This is a genomic window from Flavobacterium macacae (assembly GCF_003865365.1).
Taxonomy (GTDB): domain Bacteria; phylum Bacteroidota; class Bacteroidia; order Flavobacteriales; family Flavobacteriaceae; genus Flavobacterium; species Flavobacterium macacae.
The window spans coordinates 16665-32663 of the sequence record NZ_RQVR01000005.1; the positions used below are offsets into that span (position 1 = coordinate 16665).

19 protein-coding genes and 3 tRNA genes are annotated in these 15999 nt (G+C 34.9%); 14 read left to right on the forward strand and 8 right to left on the reverse strand.

The annotated features are described in order from the left end of the window. Window positions 1-191 precede the first annotated feature (191 nt). The 3 genes from EG849_RS05620 to tgt are packed head-to-tail and all read right to left on the reverse strand — an operon-like array spanning window position 192 to window position 3304. Window positions 192-1103: a DMT family transporter gene (locus EG849_RS05620; RefSeq protein ID WP_125012103.1), complete on the reverse strand. Its 912-nt coding sequence runs from the start codon at window positions 1101-1103 to the stop codon at window positions 192-194. Then, the gene (locus EG849_RS05625) at window positions 1090-2166 is read right to left on the reverse strand and encodes an LptF/LptG family permease (protein WP_125012104.1); all 1077 of its coding nucleotides are present in this window, start codon (window positions 2164-2166) and stop codon (window positions 1090-1092) included. The genes EG849_RS05620 and EG849_RS05625 overlap by 14 nt, the downstream gene beginning before the upstream one ends. Before the next feature lie 7 nt (window positions 2167-2173). Then, window positions 2174-3304 (reverse strand): tRNA guanosine(34) transglycosylase Tgt, encoded by a 1131-nt coding sequence (gene tgt / locus EG849_RS05630; protein ID WP_125012105.1) that lies wholly within the window; start codon window positions 3302-3304, stop codon window positions 2174-2176. A 256-nt stretch (window positions 3305-3560) separates the two neighbouring features. Between tgt and EG849_RS05635 the strand changes: the two genes are divergently transcribed. From EG849_RS05635 to EG849_RS05645, 3 genes are all read left to right on the forward strand, one after another. Continuing rightward, window positions 3561-4244: an SGNH/GDSL hydrolase family protein gene (locus EG849_RS05635; protein ID WP_125012106.1), complete on the forward strand. Its 684-nt coding sequence runs from the start codon at window positions 3561-3563 to the stop codon at window positions 4242-4244. 85 nt (window positions 4245-4329) lie between these two features. Further along, a complete protein-coding gene (locus EG849_RS05640; RefSeq protein ID WP_125012107.1) occupies window positions 4330-4554 on the forward strand; it encodes a hypothetical protein in 225 nt (74 codons plus the stop codon). Between the two features lie 306 nt (window positions 4555-4860). After that, window positions 4861-5103 (forward strand): CRISPR-associated endonuclease Cas1, encoded by a 243-nt coding sequence (locus tag EG849_RS05645; protein WP_125012108.1) that lies wholly within the window; start codon window positions 4861-4863, stop codon window positions 5101-5103. Between the two features lie 470 nt (window positions 5104-5573). On the opposite strand, the gene EG849_RS05650 is transcribed toward EG849_RS05645, so the two are convergent. The 3 genes from EG849_RS05650 to EG849_RS05660 all read right to left on the reverse strand — a co-directional run bounded on the left by EG849_RS05650 (window position 5574) and on the right by EG849_RS05660 (window position 6712). Then, window positions 5574-5894, reverse strand: a complete 321-nt coding sequence (locus EG849_RS05650) for a hypothetical protein (protein WP_125012109.1) — start codon at window positions 5892-5894, stop codon at window positions 5574-5576. A 109-nt stretch (window positions 5895-6003) separates the two neighbouring features. Continuing rightward, window positions 6004-6378 carry a hypothetical protein gene (locus EG849_RS05655; RefSeq protein ID WP_394336486.1) on the reverse strand — a complete coding sequence of 125 codons (375 nt, stop codon included), beginning with the start codon at window positions 6376-6378 and terminating at the stop codon, window positions 6004-6006. Beyond that, entirely contained in the window at window positions 6347-6712 is a 366-nt protein-coding gene (locus tag EG849_RS05660) for a hypothetical protein (RefSeq protein WP_125012111.1), read from the reverse strand. Before EG849_RS05660 ends, EG849_RS05655 begins: the two co-directional genes overlap by 32 nt. A 206-nt stretch (window positions 6713-6918) precedes the next feature. On the opposite strand from EG849_RS05660, the gene EG849_RS05665 reads away from it, so the two are divergent. Together EG849_RS05665 and EG849_RS05670 are read left to right on the forward strand one after the other, a co-directional pair. Next, window positions 6919-7770, forward strand: a complete 852-nt coding sequence (locus EG849_RS05665) for a transketolase (protein WP_125012112.1) — start codon at window positions 6919-6921, stop codon at window positions 7768-7770. A gap of 93 nt (window positions 7771-7863) precedes the next feature. After that, entirely contained in the window at window positions 7864-8817 is a 954-nt protein-coding gene (locus EG849_RS05670) for a transketolase family protein (protein ID WP_125012113.1), read from the forward strand. A 71-nt stretch (window positions 8818-8888) separates the two neighbouring features. On the opposite strand, the gene EG849_RS05675 is transcribed toward EG849_RS05670, so the two are convergent. Further along, on the reverse strand, window positions 8889-9845 hold the full coding sequence (locus tag EG849_RS05675) for an FKBP-type peptidyl-prolyl cis-trans isomerase (protein WP_125012114.1): 957 nt from the start codon (window positions 9843-9845) through the stop codon (window positions 8889-8891). Window positions 9846-9924: 79 nt separating this feature from the next. Between EG849_RS05675 and EG849_RS05680 the strand changes: the two genes are divergently transcribed. Together EG849_RS05680 and EG849_RS05685 are read left to right on the forward strand one after the other, a co-directional pair. Beyond that, the gene (locus tag EG849_RS05680; protein ID WP_125012115.1) at window positions 9925-10311 is read left to right on the forward strand and encodes an RNA-binding S4 domain-containing protein; all 387 of its coding nucleotides are present in this window, start codon (window positions 9925-9927) and stop codon (window positions 10309-10311) included. A gap of 48 nt (window positions 10312-10359) precedes the next feature. Continuing rightward, window positions 10360-10857, forward strand: coding sequence for a phosphoribosyltransferase family protein (locus EG849_RS05685; protein ID WP_125012116.1), 498 nt, complete (start codon window positions 10360-10362; stop codon window positions 10855-10857). On the opposite strand, the gene EG849_RS05690 is transcribed toward EG849_RS05685, so the two are convergent. Beyond that, entirely contained in the window at window positions 10849-11367 is a 519-nt protein-coding gene (locus EG849_RS05690; RefSeq protein WP_125012117.1) for a shikimate kinase, read from the reverse strand. The two genes, EG849_RS05685 and EG849_RS05690, sit on opposite strands and share 9 nt — an antisense overlap. 127 nt (window positions 11368-11494) lie before the next feature. On the opposite strand from EG849_RS05690, the gene EG849_RS05695 reads away from it, so the two are divergent. The 7 genes from EG849_RS05695 (at window position 11495) to EG849_RS05725 (ending at window position 15978) form a co-directional block, all read left to right on the forward strand. After that, a tRNA-Lys gene (locus EG849_RS05695) sits at window positions 11495-11567 on the forward strand. A gap of 40 nt (window positions 11568-11607) precedes the next feature. After that, window positions 11608-11680: transfer RNA gene (locus tag EG849_RS05700), tRNA-Lys, on the forward strand. Window positions 11681-11728: 48 nt separating this feature from the next. Continuing rightward, window positions 11729-11811, forward strand: a tRNA-Leu gene (locus tag EG849_RS05705). 370 nt (window positions 11812-12181) lie between these two features. Next, the gene (locus EG849_RS05710; RefSeq protein ID WP_125012118.1) at window positions 12182-13081 is read left to right on the forward strand and encodes a MerR family transcriptional regulator; all 900 of its coding nucleotides are present in this window, start codon (window positions 12182-12184) and stop codon (window positions 13079-13081) included. A gap of 53 nt (window positions 13082-13134) precedes the next feature. Next, the gene (locus EG849_RS05715) at window positions 13135-14601 is read left to right on the forward strand and encodes a phytoene desaturase family protein (protein WP_125012119.1); all 1467 of its coding nucleotides are present in this window, start codon (window positions 13135-13137) and stop codon (window positions 14599-14601) included. 27 nt (window positions 14602-14628) lie between these two features. Next, a complete protein-coding gene (locus tag EG849_RS05720) occupies window positions 14629-15468 on the forward strand; it encodes a phytoene/squalene synthase family protein (RefSeq protein WP_125012120.1) in 840 nt (279 codons plus the stop codon). Window positions 15469-15480: 12 nt separating this feature from the next. Further along, window positions 15481-15978: a sterol desaturase family protein gene (locus EG849_RS05725; protein ID WP_125012121.1), complete on the forward strand. Its 498-nt coding sequence runs from the start codon at window positions 15481-15483 to the stop codon at window positions 15976-15978. Window positions 15979-15999: the final 21 nt, after the last annotated feature.

The following is a 15999-nucleotide window of genomic DNA, read 5'->3' on the forward strand; positions in this document are numbered from 1 at the left end:
ACAAAAAAAAACATAAACAAAGATGATCTGCCCTACAAAAAAAAATTCTATTGACTTAAAAGGAGGTCTTTTTTTCAGAAAAGAGCCAGACATTCAAACCAATCTGTCTGTGTCCTTTCAGCTAAAAAATACAGGCGTAAGGAAATTAAATATCCCTGACAAAACCTACAACAATATAGGTTTTCTAAGCTTTAAATGGATTCCTTTTTAATGATTTCTTTTGGCTTTTTGTAGTTTTTTAAAACTCCGTTTAAGAGTACGGTTGCCAATATAATCAATGCGCCAATATAAAATCCAGGGCTCATTTGTTCTTTATCGCCTAAAATAAAATAGGCTAAAATGATCCCGTAAACAGGTTCCATGTTGGTAGTTAGCATAACGGTATAAGGCGACAATTTTTTCATCACATTCACAGAAGCCGTAAATGCGTAAGCGGTGCAGAGCGATGCTAAAACAATCAAAAGTCCCCAATCTCTTGCAGAAACGTCAAAAAACTCGGGAGTAAACTTGCGATCAAACAGCAAAAACACAGTGACAAAAGCGGCACCGGCTAAAAACTCATACAGCGTAATTACAGAAGGGTCATACTTTTGAATCAATTTCCCATTAAAAAGAGTAAATAAAACCCCCAGAAAAACAGAAAACAGCGCATAAGCCATCCCTAAAATATACTGCGTTTCGACTTGCATGATCATCAACAGGCCACCGATAATTATCAAACCAAAAAATACTTCGTACCAAAGCATTTTTCTATTAAAAAAAAGCGGTTCTAATATCGACGCAAAAAAAGCACCGGTAGAAAAAACAGCCAAGGTGATGGAAACATTAGAAACATTGATTGCCTTAAAAAAGAAAATCCAGTGGAGCGCGATCAACAAACCTACCCCAATTAAATGGGTAAAGGATTTAAAAGGAAGCCGCCAAGGCTTTTTTGTAATTAATACATAAAGAAGCATAAAAAGTCCAGCCAGACCCATCCTATACCACACCACAGCTTCTTCTTTAACCGTAATCAATTCGCCTAATATGGCCGTAAATCCCCAAATAAAAACAATTATATGAAGATTGAGGTAACTCTTTAAATTTGGATTATCTTTTTGCATTGCGAAGTAAATAAACAGCCAAGATTCCGAATACTATATTTGGAAGCCAAACTGCCAATAATGGAGGAATACTAGATTTTTCAGCTAATGTTCCGAAAATTTTATCAAAGAAAATAAAGGTAAAAGCAAGCCCGATACCAATGGCAAGGTTCATTCCCATTCCTCCTCTTCTTTTCATAGAAGAAACAGCAACAGCAATAATTGTCAAAATAAAAGCAGAAACTGGCAAGCTGTATTTTCGATACAAAACCACTAAATACGTATCAATATTGGAAGATCCCCTGCCATTTTCTTTCTCAATAAATTCATTTAGCTCGCCAACAGTCAATGTCTCTGCGATATAAATAACAGGCGTCAAATCTTCAAATTCGAAATTAAAAACCGTATCTTTTTTCTTTTCTGTCAGTAAAATATCATCCAATTCTCCCACTTTTCTCTTTGAATAATTATACAAAGTATAAGTGCTATCTTTTGGATTGTACTTAATTCTATTGGCACTTATCACAAAATCTAATTTCTCATTTTTAAATTTCTTCAGAGAAAAATCAAATGCCGTTTTCGAATTATCTACATAATTACTCACATAAATAAATTCTCCCGGATTAATTTCTCTGTAAACATTGCTTGTTTCCCGAGTTTGTTTATTGCTTTTCAAGTACTTGTACCTAAAATCATTAAATCCTTGACTGGCTTTTGGAACAATAAAAAATCCCATAAGCAAGGCAAAAACGGAAATGATTGTAGCTCCAATTAAATAAGGCCGTAAAAAACGAGTGAACGAAATTCCAGAACTTAAGATGGCGATAATTTCGGTGTTATTGGCCAATTTTGAGGTAAACCAAATGACCGATAAAAACAAGAAAATCGGAAATAGAAGATTGGCAAAGTAAATGGTAAAATGCAGATAATACAGAGCAACATCAGCAAACGGAACTTTGTTTGCCAAAATCTTGTTGATTTTTTCAGATACGTCAATGACAATCCCTATGGGAATGAACAAAAAAAGCATCACGAAAAACGTAGCTAAATATCTCTTTAATAAATATTTGTCAATTATCTTCATTTGAATCTTAAAGTCTTTTGTCCATCTGTTTCACCATCATTTCCTTCCAAGCACGAAAATCTCCGGCTAAGATATGTTTTCTTGCTTCACGAACCAACCACATATAAAACCCAAGATTGTGGATTGTGGCAATTTGTTTTCCAAGGTATTCGTTGGCTGCAAAAAGGTGGCGCAGATACGCTTTTGAATATTCAGTATCCACAAAAGTATGTGCCATTTCATCAATTGGAGAAAAATCATCTTCCCACTTTTTATTCTTGATATTGATGGTTCCGTGCGCGGTAAAAAGCATTCCGTTTCGGGCGTTTCTGGTTGGCATTACGCAGTCAAACATATCAATTCCCAACGCAATATTTTCAAGAATATTTATCGGAGTTCCAACTCCCATTAAATATCTCGGTTTGTCTTTTGGCAAGATTGCAGTTACCACTTCAGTCATTGCATACATTTCTTCTGCAGGTTCCCCAACAGAAAGGCCGCCGATTGCATTTCCTTGAGCGCCTGCATTGGCAATATATTCAGCCGATTGCTGGCGCAGATCTTTATAGGTGCTCCCTTGGACAATCGGGAAAAAAGTTTGCTCATAGCCATATTTATAAGGCAATTTATCCAAATGATTGATACATCGGTCTAACCAGCGGTGCGTCATGTGCATCGAGCGCTGTGCATAACGATAATCGCACGGATAAGGCGTACATTCGTCAAAAGCCATAATGATATCGGCGCCAATGGTGCGTTGGATTTCCATTACATTTTCTGGCGTAAAAACGTGGTAAGAACCGTCAATATGTGACTTGAACTTTACGCCTTCTTCTTTAATTTTTCGGTTTGAAGAAAGCGAATACACTTGATAGCCGCCAGAATCTGTCAGGATGTTTCGGTCCCAATTCATAAATTTATGCAAGCCTCCCGCCTTTTCCAAGATTTGAGTCTGCGGACGAAGGTATAAATGATAGGTATTTCCTAAGATGATATCCGGATTAATTTCTTCCTTCAATTCTCTTTGATGCACGCCTTTCACAGAAGCAACAGTGCCCACAGGCATAAAAATTGGGGTTTCAATAACGCCGTGATCTGTTGTAATTTTCCCAGCTCGTGCTTGTGTTGCAGGATCTGTATGTAATAATTCAAATTTCATGCTGTTCTTTTTATCACTTCCGAAGTTTCGGAATGGTGGCAAAGATAATTTATTTAAGATTTATGAATTGTGATTTATGATTTAATTTAACATCGATTTGAAATTGTGCAAGTTGAAGCAATTTATCACTCAAAATACCTCTTAAATTCTATTCCTTTTTGCCTTCTTTTTTATTTTGACAGATAAATTACAATTTAATAAGTCATTTTTTTAAAGTTTAAAAAGGCAGTACATTTATCAATTAGAAACAAAACAGATGAAAAAGACGAGCATTTTAGTATTCTTGCTTTTATCGATAACTACTTTTAGCCAAGAAATGAAAACAGATTGGGCCAATATTTCAAGATATGCTGAAGAAAATAAAAGTTTGCAAATTCCGTCAAAAGATGAAAATCGTGTCGTTTTTATGGGAAATTCAATTACTGAAGGTTGGAAAACCCATGATCCCGATTTCTTTTTGAAAAATAAGTATATCAATCGTGGAATCGGTGGCCAGACGACTTCGCAGATGGTAGTTCGTTTTCGTCCTGATGTGATTGCGTTGAAGCCAAAACTGGTAGTAATCTTGGCCGGAATCAATGATATTGCCCAAAATAATGGCCCGATTGAATTGCAGGATATTTTTGGAAACATCGTTTCTATGGTAGAATTGGCAAAGGCAAATAACATCAGAGTGATCCTTTCATCGGTTTTGCCTGCCAATGATTTTCCTTGGAAAAAAGGAATGGAACCCGCTGAAAAAGTAATTAAGTTAAATGCAATGTTAGAAAAATATTGTCTTGACAACAATATTGCTTTCGTGAATTATTATCCAAAAATGGTGGATTCCCAAAAAGGTTTGGATAAAAAATATACAAATGATGGCGTTCACCCAACGCTTGCTGGTTATAAAGTGATGGAACCTATTTTGCAAGAAGCAATTCTCAAAGTTTTAAAATAATCAGAGATTTTTCCAATTTTATCATGAGTTTAAGGAAATTAGGATTTTGATTTGGTAACTTTAAGTGAACCTAAAACCAGAAATTATGACAACTCCAGAAATTAATAAATCACAGTCGAAGTTAAAAAGAAACATTGTACTTTCTGTAATTTTCATCGCCCTCGGGATTTATTTGACTACAAAAAAAGCGAATGACAGCACTGATTTTAATGAAACAATCGTCGTGGGCGTTGGAGTCTTGCTGATTGTTGTGTTTTTATTGGTGATTATTTTGAGTATGAAGAAATTGAATAATTTTAAGGGAAAATAATTGTACTTTAAACTTGATTTTTACATTCAATTGAGATAGATTTGGGCAAATAACTAACAATTATGTAATTATTCCACCTTGAAGTTTAAAATATTTATTGTGCTTTAAGAGAAGCATGTTTCTTATTGCTTTAATTGAATTTGTTATTTCTTATTCTTGATAATATTTTAGAATAAAAAATTCAATTATGTGGAAAACCGTAACTATACTTTATTGATTTCTAATAAATTGCGAAAACAAATTCGCTATGATAGAGAAATCCATTCTTATTGAAAGCAGAAGTTCAATTACAACTAAAATTGGCAATTGTTTATTGAATCAGAAATTAGGCAAAGTACGATTCCTGTTGAAGTTATTGGAATTATCGTATTAGACAATCCCGAAATTTACATCAGTCTTCCAGCAATAAATCTTTTAATTGAAAATAATGCTTCGGTAATTATTTGCATGAAAAATCATCTTCCAATTGGAATGTTTCTTAACCTCAACAGTCATCACAAACGACGAACAGCAGACAACGGCACAAAATATCGTGTTTCTAATCTTTAATCAAACCACAACTTCTAGTAGCCCTACCTGAACAATTTTCAAACCATTTTATTGGTGATTTGAAAATTTTGAATGTAAATAGCGATTAAGTATAACTCTTCATTTCTTTGTCATTATATAAAATATCTGTAGTCATACTCAACCTTTTCTTTACTTTCAAGAAGTTTTCCTATCCTAGCAATTTGATTAGAAGATGATATTGTTGCTGGAAGTTGTGAGTACATATTTTTATATTTCTTCAAATTTATTAGTGTTAGATAAATTAATAAAATAAAAAACGCGATAAATGATTATAGAAACGTATTTCAGAAATTTATAGAAGAATTAATTTTTAAAGCGCTCATCTTTTCATTAAACAAGAAAGATGATGTAGAGTATAAATTTAGCGAAATCAAGTAAACATAGAATTGATGATAGGAATACTTGGACTAAGAGTGATTTTGTGCAGGTGAATGAAATAATTCCTTTATTTAATCAACAAACATAGTTATGTGGAACGCAAATGCTTTTTCCTTACAATTAGGACAATAATTATTGACCGTATTTAATTTTAAATCAAAATTATTTATTATGTTATTATCGTAATTATTTCCTTTTAAAATATCATCAGAATAGAATAGATACTTATTTGTATTCTTGTGTTCTAAATAATTTATATTTTCAAATTCTAAGGTTTCCTTATTAATTGCAGGAACTGGACAATATGTCTGATAACTATATCTTCCACCTCCGAAGCTAAACTCATTTGAAAAGCCACAAGATTTAGATTTAGATGCTATAATATTTCCCATATTTATCTGTTTATTCTAAAATTTGAACTCTACTTTTATCAAAGTAACATCGATTATTTCTGCTTGGAATTTTATTAATAATTCTTTCTTTGGTGTGATTTTAATAGTTCTAATTATAAATCATTTTCCAACTCCATATTTTTTTTTCTCTATTATAAGATTTCATGGCATTGCCTCTAAATTTCATTCCATCTTCTAATTTCAATTTAGTTACTAACGATGGATGAATAAATATATCATTTAAAAAACCAAATGGCTTTCCAGATTGAATTCGCACATTGCCATCCACTTCTTTTAGAAATTGTTTTTTAAAGTTATCGTCATTTATTTTCTTGGCTGTATAGAGTTGGTGCATACCTTCATTACTGCCACTTTGAAATCTTACTTTCATGGTTTCACCAATATTTACGTCTTTGAAAAATCGGTCGTATTTTAAGAATCCAAACTTTGATTCAGAAGCAATGATAGGCAACAAAATTTTCATCACTCATTTTATTTGAAGTACTTTCTGTAGAAACCGCATTCTTATATTGCGGTGTTTCTGCTAAAAATTTAATGAATTGCTCTTGAATTTGTCCGGTCCCAGAAACGTGAATAGCATCCACATTGGGCATTAGGCTGGCTATTTCTTTGAAAAATTTCTGCGTAAGCATTATTTCATGGTTGTTTGCTGCATTTTCATTAGAATTACCTTCGGGTCCAGCGTTATCTACTTGGCCTAAAACCACAAACTCACCGCTTTCAACATTTCTTCCGACTATTATCGCTTGATGCGAATCCATCCAAACTCCAAATTCTTTCTTGTTTTTATCTGACATTTTTTTACTTTTTCTTAAAGGTAAACTATCATTAATAGCTTTTTGGGAATTTGGGTTAAGATTGTGATTCGCTTCTATTAAATCTGGACATTTTATATATTCTATCAAAACAAAACTCTTCAAAACTTTATGAAAATCTAAAAATCCAATCCCTCAAAATCGAAATATCTGATTATCTTTGCGCTAGTTTAACTTTATCCTATAAAATGAAACCTAACACACAACAATTAAACAACTTAACTATTCAAGTGCGAAGAGACATTCTTCGAATGGTTCACGCCGTAAATTCTGGACATCCAGGTGGTTCCCTTGGCTGTACTGAATTTCTTGTAGCGCTTTATCAAAATGTAATGGACAGAAAGCCGGGTTTTGATATGGACGGAAAAGATGAAGATTTATTCTTCCTTTCAAACGGACATATTTCTCCTCTTTTTTACAGCGTTTTGGCAAGAAGCGGTTACTTTCCGGTAGCTGAATTGGCAACTTTCCGTTTATTAAATTCTAGGCTTCAAGGCCACCCGACCACGCACGAAGGTTTGCCAGGAATCCGCATGGCTTCTGGATCTTTAGGTCAGGGCATGTCTGTGGCAATCGGTGCCGCATTGACAAAAAAAATGAATAATGATTCTCATTTGGTGTACAGCCTTCACGGAGATGGGGAATTGCAAGAAGGCCAAAATTGGGAAGCAATGATGTATGCAGCCGCTTATAAAGTGGACAATTACATTGCAACGATTGACTTGAACGGAAAACAAATCGACGGGCCAACGGACGAAGTGTTGCACATGGGAAGCATCAGGGCTAAGTTTGAAGCTTTTGGCTGGGATGTTTTAGAAATTGAAAAAGGAAACGACATTGAAGCTGTAATTGCGGGATTGACTGAAGCAAAATCAAGAACAGGAAAAGGAAAACCAGTTTGTATTTTACTTCACACGGAGATGGGTAACGGAGTGGATTATATGATGTACAGCCACGCTTGGCATGGAAAAGCGCCAAATGACGATCAGTTGGCAAATGCTTTGACTCAAAATTACTGCGAAGGCGAAAGCGATTATTAATTTAGAATTGAGATGTGAGAATTGAGATGTGAGATTTTAAAATCCGCATCAATTCTCGATACTGATATCTCAATAATCAATACTACTAAATAAATGAAAAAATACACAAATACAGGAAATAAAGATACCCGTTCGGGTTTTGGAGCGGGATTGACTGAATTAGGTCAAAAGAATGAAAACGTGGTGGCACTTTGTGCAGACTTGATCGGGTCCTTGAAAATGGACGATTTCAAGAAAAACCACCCAGAGCGTTTCTTCCAGATCGGAATTGCAGAAGCAAACATGATCGGAATAGCTGCAGGTATGACAATCGGCGGAAAAATACCTTTTACCGGAACTTTCGCTAACTTTTCTACCGGAAGAGTATATGACCAAATCCGTCAGTCAATTGCATATTCTGATAAAAACGTAAAAATCTGTGCTTCTCACGCGGGATTGACTTTGGGAGAAGATGGTGCAACACACCAAATCTTGGAAGACATCGGTTTGATGAAAATGTTGCCGGGAATGACAGTAATCAACACGTGCGATTACAACCAAACCAAAGCGGCTACCATGGCAATTGCTGACCATCACGGACCCGTTTACTTGCGTTTCGGACGTCCGTCTGTTCCAAATTTCACTCCAGAAAACGGAACTTTTGAAATCGGAAAAGCCATTTTGTTAAACGAAGGAACTGACGTAACTATCGTTGCAACCGGACATTTGGTTTGGGAAGCATTGGTTGCCGCAGAAGCTTTAGAAGCAAAAGGAATTTCTGCAGAAGTAATCAATATCCACACCATCAAACCTTTAGACGAAGAGGCAATCTTGAAATCTTTGGCGAAGACAAAATGCATCGTTACAGCGGAAGAACACAATATTTTAGGAGGTTTAGGAGAAAGCGTTGCTAGAGTTTTAGCATTGAATCATCCAGCTCCACAAGAGTTTGTTGCCGTAAATGATAGCTTTGGTGAATCAGGAACTCCAGCGCAATTAATGGAAAAATACAAGTTGAACAACCAAGCAATTGTGGAAGCTGTAGAAAAAGTAATCAAAAGAAAATAAGCTCTTATTACTATAAATAAAAAATCCCGTTCTTAACAGAACGGGATTTTTTTATATCAACTTCACTTAATTTATTGACAACTAGGATCCAAGTGTTTTTTCAAACCACCTGTTGTTCCTTGACAATTCGGAATCAAATCAAAAGGATATTTATTTCCAAAAGAATCTGACGTTTCAACTTTTGTAGTCACTCCGTCTCCATCATCATCGATATCAATAAAATTAGGAACTCCATCTCCATCTGTATCATCGTCATAAAAATCACCGTTTCCGTTCAAATCTTCATCCTTTGATAAAATTCCATCACGATCGTTATCTCTATATTGTAATGCGTGTAAATTAACTGTAAAAGCCAAACAAGAATAGGCTGGAACTCCCGGAGAAGAGGAATTGTAATATCCTAAACCAGAAGGAATAAACATAACCGCAACACCATAATCTGTAAAAGCAGTATTTCCAGGGTTTGCAGGATCATCAGCAGCATTTCCTGTTTTGAATTCTGGTACAATATGCCCCCAACCAGAAACAAGTTGATCCAAAATAAACCAAACCGGATTTGGTCTGTTATCAAATTCCACACCGTCAGCGATCAAGTGCCCTTTATATGTTACAAATGTAGAATCCATCTTTGTTGGAGATTCACCAACACCTTCTCTAATTTTCAAATAATAAATTTTGTAATCAACTGGATCTTCAATTCTTGTACCAATACCATCTAGAGCCACATTCACTCTTGCATCATTTTTAACAATTTTGCTTTGCAATGGGTATTCTTCTTGATCCCAGATTGAAACTTCAGTACCACCTTCCTCAATCTTTGTAATAGTAGGAACAGGATTTCCATTTGCATCTGTAGTAACCGTCAAATAATGTTCTTTTAAATAATCTTCAATCGAAGCAATATCAGTGGAATACTGAGTGGCACGGTCTCTTGGCGGTGCTATTGAAACATTATCATCATCTTTTTTACAACTAAAAAAGAGAGTACTTGAAATTATTGTTAGCAAAAGAAACTTAATTCTGTTCATTATTCATAGATTTTAGAGGCGCAAGATACAATTTTGATTTATTTTTGTAAATAAATTAACGTAGATTTTCAGTTTTAGTATGAGAGTAGATAAATACTTATGGTGCGTTCGCTATTATAAAACCCGCAATATGGTTACCGAAGCGTGTAAAAAGAATCATATTACCGTGAATGGCCAAGTGGCAAAACCTTCTAAGGAAGTTTTCCCGACAGATAAAATAACTTTCAGGAAAGACCAAATTACCTATATAGTTACGGTCTTAGACATTCCAGATAATCGTGTGGGCGCAAAATTGGTTGACATGTATAGAAAGGACGAAACTCCGGCCGAATCATTTGAGCATTTAGAATTATTAAAACTTTCAAAAGAACATTATCGAAAACACGGTGAAGGGCGGCCTACCAAAAAAGACCGCCGTGATCTCGAAGATTTTGGTTCTGATATTAAAGAAGAAGATTCAGAATAATTCCATATAAAATAAAACAGTTTTTTATCTTTGGTAAAAATTAGCACAATGAGCAAAAATATCATTCTTAACAATCAAGAAATAGAGCACAAAACCAGAAGAATCGCTTATCAAATCTACGAAACCTTTGTAGAGGAAGAAGAAGTGGTCATCGCCGGAATTTCAAAAAGCGGTTATGTTTTTGCTGAAAAAATTGCCACTATGCTTTCTGCTATTTCTGAATTAAAAGTTTCGTTGTGCGAAGTTCATATTGACAAAAATAATCCGAGTAAAGAAATCACGACTTCATTAGATAAAAGCCAATATGAAAACAAAGGGCTGGTTTTGGTCGATGATGTCCTAAATTCAGGAACTGTTTTGGCTTACGGAATCCGATTTTTCCTTGATGTTCCCTTAAAGAAATTCAAAACGGCTGTTTTGGTAGACAGAAATCACAAAAAATATCCTGTAAAAGCTGATTTTAAAGGAATCTCTTTATCCACTTCGCTTCAAGAACACGTTCAGGTGGTTTTTGAGAAAGACGACAATTACGCTTATTTAAGCTAGCTTATCCACTATATCATTTACCACCTCTCCCACTGATTTATCATCTATGGAAATCTTATGCGTAGCCTGGTTGTAGTAAAAACTGCGGTCAAAAAGATGTTTTGCAATATATTCTTTCATATCTTCTTCACTTTGTTCCGCAATCAACGGACGGTTTTCTTTTATCGAAATCAACCTCCCATAAAGTGTCTCAATAGAACCTTTCAAATAAAAGGAAGCCACGTTTTCTCCCTTCAGCATTTGATGATTATTGGCATAACAAGGAGTTCCTCCGCCCAAACTGATGATCAATTTCTCGTCAGAAGCCATCAATTCTTTAAAAATTTCATGTTCTAATTTTCTAAAATAAAGTTCTCCTTTGGTGTCAAAAATAGTTTTGATCGACAAATTAGTGCGATTTTCGATAATTTTATCCAAATCCAGAACCTTGATTTTCGTTTTTTCAGACAACGATTGTGCAATTGTTGACTTTCCGGAACCCATATAACCTAATAATACAATTTTTGTCATTGAAATAAATCCTTAAAAATTAAGGTGTTAAGAGATAATTAAAAAAAAAGACAAATTTAAAGCAATTTTACTTGCAAAAATAAATAATAACGCCTTATATTTGCACCCGCATTCAAGGAAAGAAAATGACTCGATAGCTCAGTTGGTAGAGCACATCACTTTTAATGATGGGGTCCTGGGTTCGAGCCCCAGTCGGGTCACAAAATGACCAGTCATTTAAAAACTTTTCCTTGAAGCAATGACTCGATAGCTCAGTTGGTAGAGCACATCACTTTTAATGATGGGGTCCTGGGTTCGAGCCCCAGTCGGGTCACAAGAAAAGAAAGTTATTTGCCTTGGTAGATAACTTTTTTTCATTTTAGGCCACGTGGAGAAACGGTAGACTTGCCATCTTGAGGGGGTGGTGCTCGAAAGGGCGTGTGGGTTCAAATCCCACCGTGGTCACGAATAAATTCTTTAAAAGCAAAAAGGCGCCAAGTTTACTTGAGCGCTTTTTTATTGTAAAGGATTTTCAAAGCGGAGCTTTTTTGGGAAGGACGAAGTCAATCCCACCGTGGTCACGAATAAATTCTTTAAAAGCAAAAAGGCGCCAAGTTTACTTGAGCGCTTTTTTATTGTAAAGGATTTTCAAAGCGGAGCTTTTTTGGGAAGGACAAAGTCAATCCCACCGTGGTCACGAATAAATTCTTTAAAAGCAAAAAGGCGCCAAGTTTACTTGAGCGCTTTTTTTTTACCATTTTTTCTAATTAAGTTGGCCCTTATCTTCTCGTTTAAGATAAATTCACTACTTTTGTTTAAGAAATTTTAAAAAACAATGAACAGTATCAAAAGTGTTTTTAGCATCAAGGACTTAGAAAACCTTTCAGGAATCAAAGCGCACACCATTAGGATCTGGGAGAAAAGATACAATATCTTAGAGCCGATGCGAACTGACACCAACATAAGGCTTTATGATATCGAAAACCTGCAAAAGCTGTTGAACATTACGCTTCTCCATAGCCATGGATATAAAATTTCTAAAATATCTAAGTTTCCGCCCGAAAAAATACCGCAATTAGTCAAAGGCATTATTTCTGAAAAAAGCGCCAACAATCATGCCTTAAATGCGTTTAAAATGGCGATGATGAACTTTGACCAGCATCTTTTTTTAACTACTTATAATTCCTTGCTTGCCGAAAAATCATTCAGCGTTGTTTTTAATGAAATTTTTATCCCTTTATTGAATGAAATCGGAATGCTTTGGCAGATTGGCACCATCACGCCTTCCCACGAACATTTCATTTCTTATCTGATTCGCCAGAAGCTCTTGAGCAATATTGAAAAATTACAGCTTCAAGAGCCTACAAATGACGAAAAAGTTTTTGTGCTGTATCTTCCTTCTAATGAAATTCATGAATTGGCACTAATTTACCTCAACTATGAAATATTATCACGAGGCTATAAAACCATTTACCTTGGACAATCTATTCCGATGGACAATTTGAAGGACTTTTCACAGTACTTTGAAAACACCATCTTTTTATCGTATTGGACGGTTTACCCTGAATTGGACGAAACAGACTCTTATGTCCAGAAATTTCAAAACGAAATTTTAACGGCTGATTCTTCTCAATTGTGGATTTTAGGAAAAATGACAAAATACATAAACCCTGAAAATCAAGATGATAGAATCACCATTTTCCCAACGTTCCAAGAAGTATTAAACAAAATCTAAATTTTTCTTAAAACAAGAATTTTGTTTATCTTTTTCCTATATTTGTTAAACAGATGAAAAAAGACATAAAAATAATAGGTTCCGGTTTTTCTTCGCTTTCAGCGGCGTGTTATTTGGCAAAACAGGGACACACAGTTACGATTTACGAAAAAAACCAAACCATTGGCGGACGAGCACGACAATTAAAACGAGACGGATTTACCTTTGATATTGGCCCAACCTGGTATTGGATGCCTGATGTTTTTGAACGGTTTTTTGCAGATTTTGACAAAAAACCTTCTGATTATTACGAACTTAAAAAACTTTCCCCAGCCTATCAGGTCTATTTTGGAATCAATGAATTTGTGACGATTTCAGATAATTTAGAAGAAATTGCAAACACATTTGAAAGCATTGAAAAAGGAAGTTCAGTCGCTTTAAAAAAATTTATGGCCGTGGCCAAAAGCAATTATGACATTGCCATAAAAGACTTGGTTTACAGACCTGGAGTTTCTCCTTTAGAACTGATTACTTTAGAAACGGCTAAGAAAATCAACAAATTTTTCGGAACAATTTCAAAAGACGTCAAAAGCAAATTCAAGAATAAAAAACTAATTCAAATTTTAGAATTTCCGGTATTGTTTTTGGGTGCAAAACCTTCTGACACGCCGTCATTTTACAGTTTTATGAATTATGCTGATTTTGGAATGGGCACCTGGCATCCGAAAAACGGAATGTATTCTGTGATTTTAGCTTTGGAAAAATTAGCTTTGGAATTGGGCGTAAAAATTAACACCAACTCAAATATTGATAAAATCAGTGTCTATAATGGCAAAGCCGAAGGTCTTGTTGTCAACGGAAAAATTGTACAAGCGGACCTTATTTTAAGCGGCGCCGATTACCATCATACGGAAACTTTACTTGATCAAAAGTACCGTATGTATTCAGAAAAATATTGGGAAAGCAAAACATTTGCTCCTTCTTCGCTCCTATTTTATGTCGGTTTTGATAAAAAAGTAAAAAATGTAGAACATCATTCGCTGTTTTTTGATGTAGATTTTGATATTCATGCAGAAGCGATTTATGATGATCCAAAATGGCCTGAAGAACCATTATTTTACGCCAGTTTTCCTTCAAAAACAGATTTGAATTGTGCTCCAGAAGGAAAAGAAGCCGGTATTTTCTTGATTCCGATTGCTCCTGGAATTGAAGACACACCTGAAATAAGAGAGAAATATTTTGAAATCATTATGACTCGTTTTGAAAATTTAACCGGGCAAGATTTAAAAAATAATGTTATATTTAAAGAATCATTTTGTGTCAAAGACTTTATCAAAGATTATAATTCTTATAAAGGAAATGCATATGGTTTGGCAAATACGCTTTTTCAGACGGCTTTTTTAAGGCCAAAATTGAAAAGCAATAAGGTCAAAAATTTATATTTTACAGGTCAATTGACCGTTCCTGGCCCCGGAGTTCCGCCAGCTCTAATCTCTGGGAAATTGGTTGCTGAGCTGATCAAAAAGAATAAATCATACTAAAACATTGTCATTTTCAAACTACCACTAATGAAAGCTATTTTTGACACCATCTCTTACGAATGCAGTCGCAATGTGACCAAGTCCTACAGCACTTCATTTTCTTCTGCTGTAAAAATGCTGGCGCCAAGCATTCGCCAAGACATTTACAACATCTATGGTTTTGTGCGTTTTGCAGACGAAATTGTGGACAGCTTTCACGACTATGACAAAGAAAATTTATTCGAACTTTTTAAGCAAGATTTTTATAGAGCATTGGAAAATAAGATCAGCTTAAACCCAATTTTAAATTCGTTTCAGCATACGGTCAGAAAGTATGACATTCCGCTGGAATTGGTTGACGCTTTTTTGAAAAGCATGAAGCTTGATCTTGTAAAAAACGAATATAAAACTACCGAAGAATACCAAGAATATATTTATGGCTCTGCTGATGTAGTGGGCCTGATGTGTTTGAAAGTATTTGTCAAAGGTGACGATAAAAAATACGAAGCGCTTAAAAATGGAGCGATGAAACTGGGTTCTGCATTTCAGAAAGTAAACTTTTTAAGAGATTTGAAAGCTGATTTTGAAGGCTTGAGCCGTACTTATTTCCCGAATACGAACTTGAATCAATTAGACGAAATTTCAAAACAGCAAATTATTGCAGAAATTGAGGCGGATTTTGAAGCAGGTTATGCAGGAATTCTAGAACTTCCGTTGGAAGCTAAATTTGGCGTTTATACCGCTTATGTTTATTACAAAAAATTGCTTTCGAAATTAAAGAAAACGCCTTCTGCAGAAATTAAAAACGCTAGAATTCGAGTTCCTGATTATCAAAAATTTGGACTTTTTGCGAAGTGTTATTTCAATTATAAATTAAATATTATATAAATTTAAAATAGTATGTGGATTCATATTTTGGTCTTTTTCCTGACGTTTATTTTTATGGAATTTATGGCTTGGTTTAGCCACAAATACATAATGCATGGTTTTATGTGGCATTTTCACGCAGACCATCACAAAAAAGACCACGATTCTTGGTTTGAAAGAAACGATGCTTTTTTTATCATTTATGCCGTAATCAGTATTGGATTTTTTCTTGCTTGGCGTTATGACGTTCTTGAAATTGGCTTGGCTATCGGTCTTGGTATTTTTGCTTACGGCTGTGCGTATTTTATGGTTCACGATATTTTCATACACCAGCGCTTTAAAATGTTTAGAACTGCTGATAATCCTTACGCAAAAGCAGTCAGGCGCGCACACAAAATGCACCACAAGCACACCGGAAAAGAAGACGGCGAATGTTTTGGAATGTTAGTCGTTCCCTTTAAATATTTCAGGGAAAGTTTTAAAAGCAAAACAATTACTAAAAATAAAAACACTGCAGATACTCAACTTTAAGCAATCCTCTTTTTATAAAAA

Bases quoted from the DNA above. Each gene is read 5' to 3' on its own strand.
- EG849_RS05655 (WP_394336486.1), bottom strand. From the start codon at position 6,378: ATGAAAATTTTGTTGCCTATCATTGCTTCTGAATCAAAGTTTGGATTC.
- EG849_RS05675 (WP_125012114.1), bottom strand. From the start codon at position 9,845: ATGAACAGAATTAAGTTTCTTTTGCTAACAATAATTTCAAGTACTCTC.
- EG849_RS05670 (WP_125012113.1), top strand. From the start codon at position 7,864: ATGAAAAAATACACAAATACAGGAAATAAAGATACCCGTTCGGGTTTT.
- EG849_RS05690 (WP_125012117.1), bottom strand. From the start codon at position 11,367: ATGACAAAAATTGTATTATTAGGTTATATGGGTTCCGGAAAGTCAACA.
- EG849_RS05685 (WP_125012116.1), top strand. From the start codon at position 10,360: ATGAGCAAAAATATCATTCTTAACAATCAAGAAATAGAGCACAAAACC.
- EG849_RS05650 (WP_125012109.1), bottom strand. From the start codon at position 5,894: ATGGGAAATATTATAGCATCTAAATCTAAATCTTGTGGCTTTTCAAAT.
- EG849_RS05620 (WP_125012103.1), bottom strand. From the start codon at position 1,103: ATGCAAAAAGATAATCCAAATTTAAAGAGTTACCTCAATCTTCATATA.
- EG849_RS05640 (WP_125012107.1), top strand. From the start codon at position 4,330: ATGACAACTCCAGAAATTAATAAATCACAGTCGAAGTTAAAAAGAAAC.
- EG849_RS05665 (WP_125012112.1), top strand. From the start codon at position 6,919: ATGAAACCTAACACACAACAATTAAACAACTTAACTATTCAAGTGCGA.
- EG849_RS05635 (WP_125012106.1), top strand. From the start codon at position 3,561: ATGAAAAAGACGAGCATTTTAGTATTCTTGCTTTTATCGATAACTACT.
- tgt (WP_125012105.1), bottom strand. From the start codon at position 3,304: ATGAAATTTGAATTATTACATACAGATCCTGCAACACAAGCACGAGCT.
- EG849_RS05725 (WP_125012121.1), top strand. From the start codon at position 15,481: ATGTGGATTCATATTTTGGTCTTTTTCCTGACGTTTATTTTTATGGAA.
- EG849_RS05680 (WP_125012115.1), top strand. From the start codon at position 9,925: ATGAGAGTAGATAAATACTTATGGTGCGTTCGCTATTATAAAACCCGC.
- EG849_RS05625 (WP_125012104.1), bottom strand. From the start codon at position 2,166: ATGAAGATAATTGACAAATATTTATTAAAGAGATATTTAGCTACGTTT.
- EG849_RS05720 (WP_125012120.1), top strand. From the start codon at position 14,629: ATGAAAGCTATTTTTGACACCATCTCTTACGAATGCAGTCGCAATGTG.
- EG849_RS05660 (WP_125012111.1), bottom strand. From the start codon at position 6,712: ATGTCAGATAAAAACAAGAAAGAATTTGGAGTTTGGATGGATTCGCAT.
- EG849_RS05715 (WP_125012119.1), top strand. From the start codon at position 13,135: ATGAAAAAAGACATAAAAATAATAGGTTCCGGTTTTTCTTCGCTTTCA.
- EG849_RS05710 (WP_125012118.1), top strand. From the start codon at position 12,182: ATGAACAGTATCAAAAGTGTTTTTAGCATCAAGGACTTAGAAAACCTT.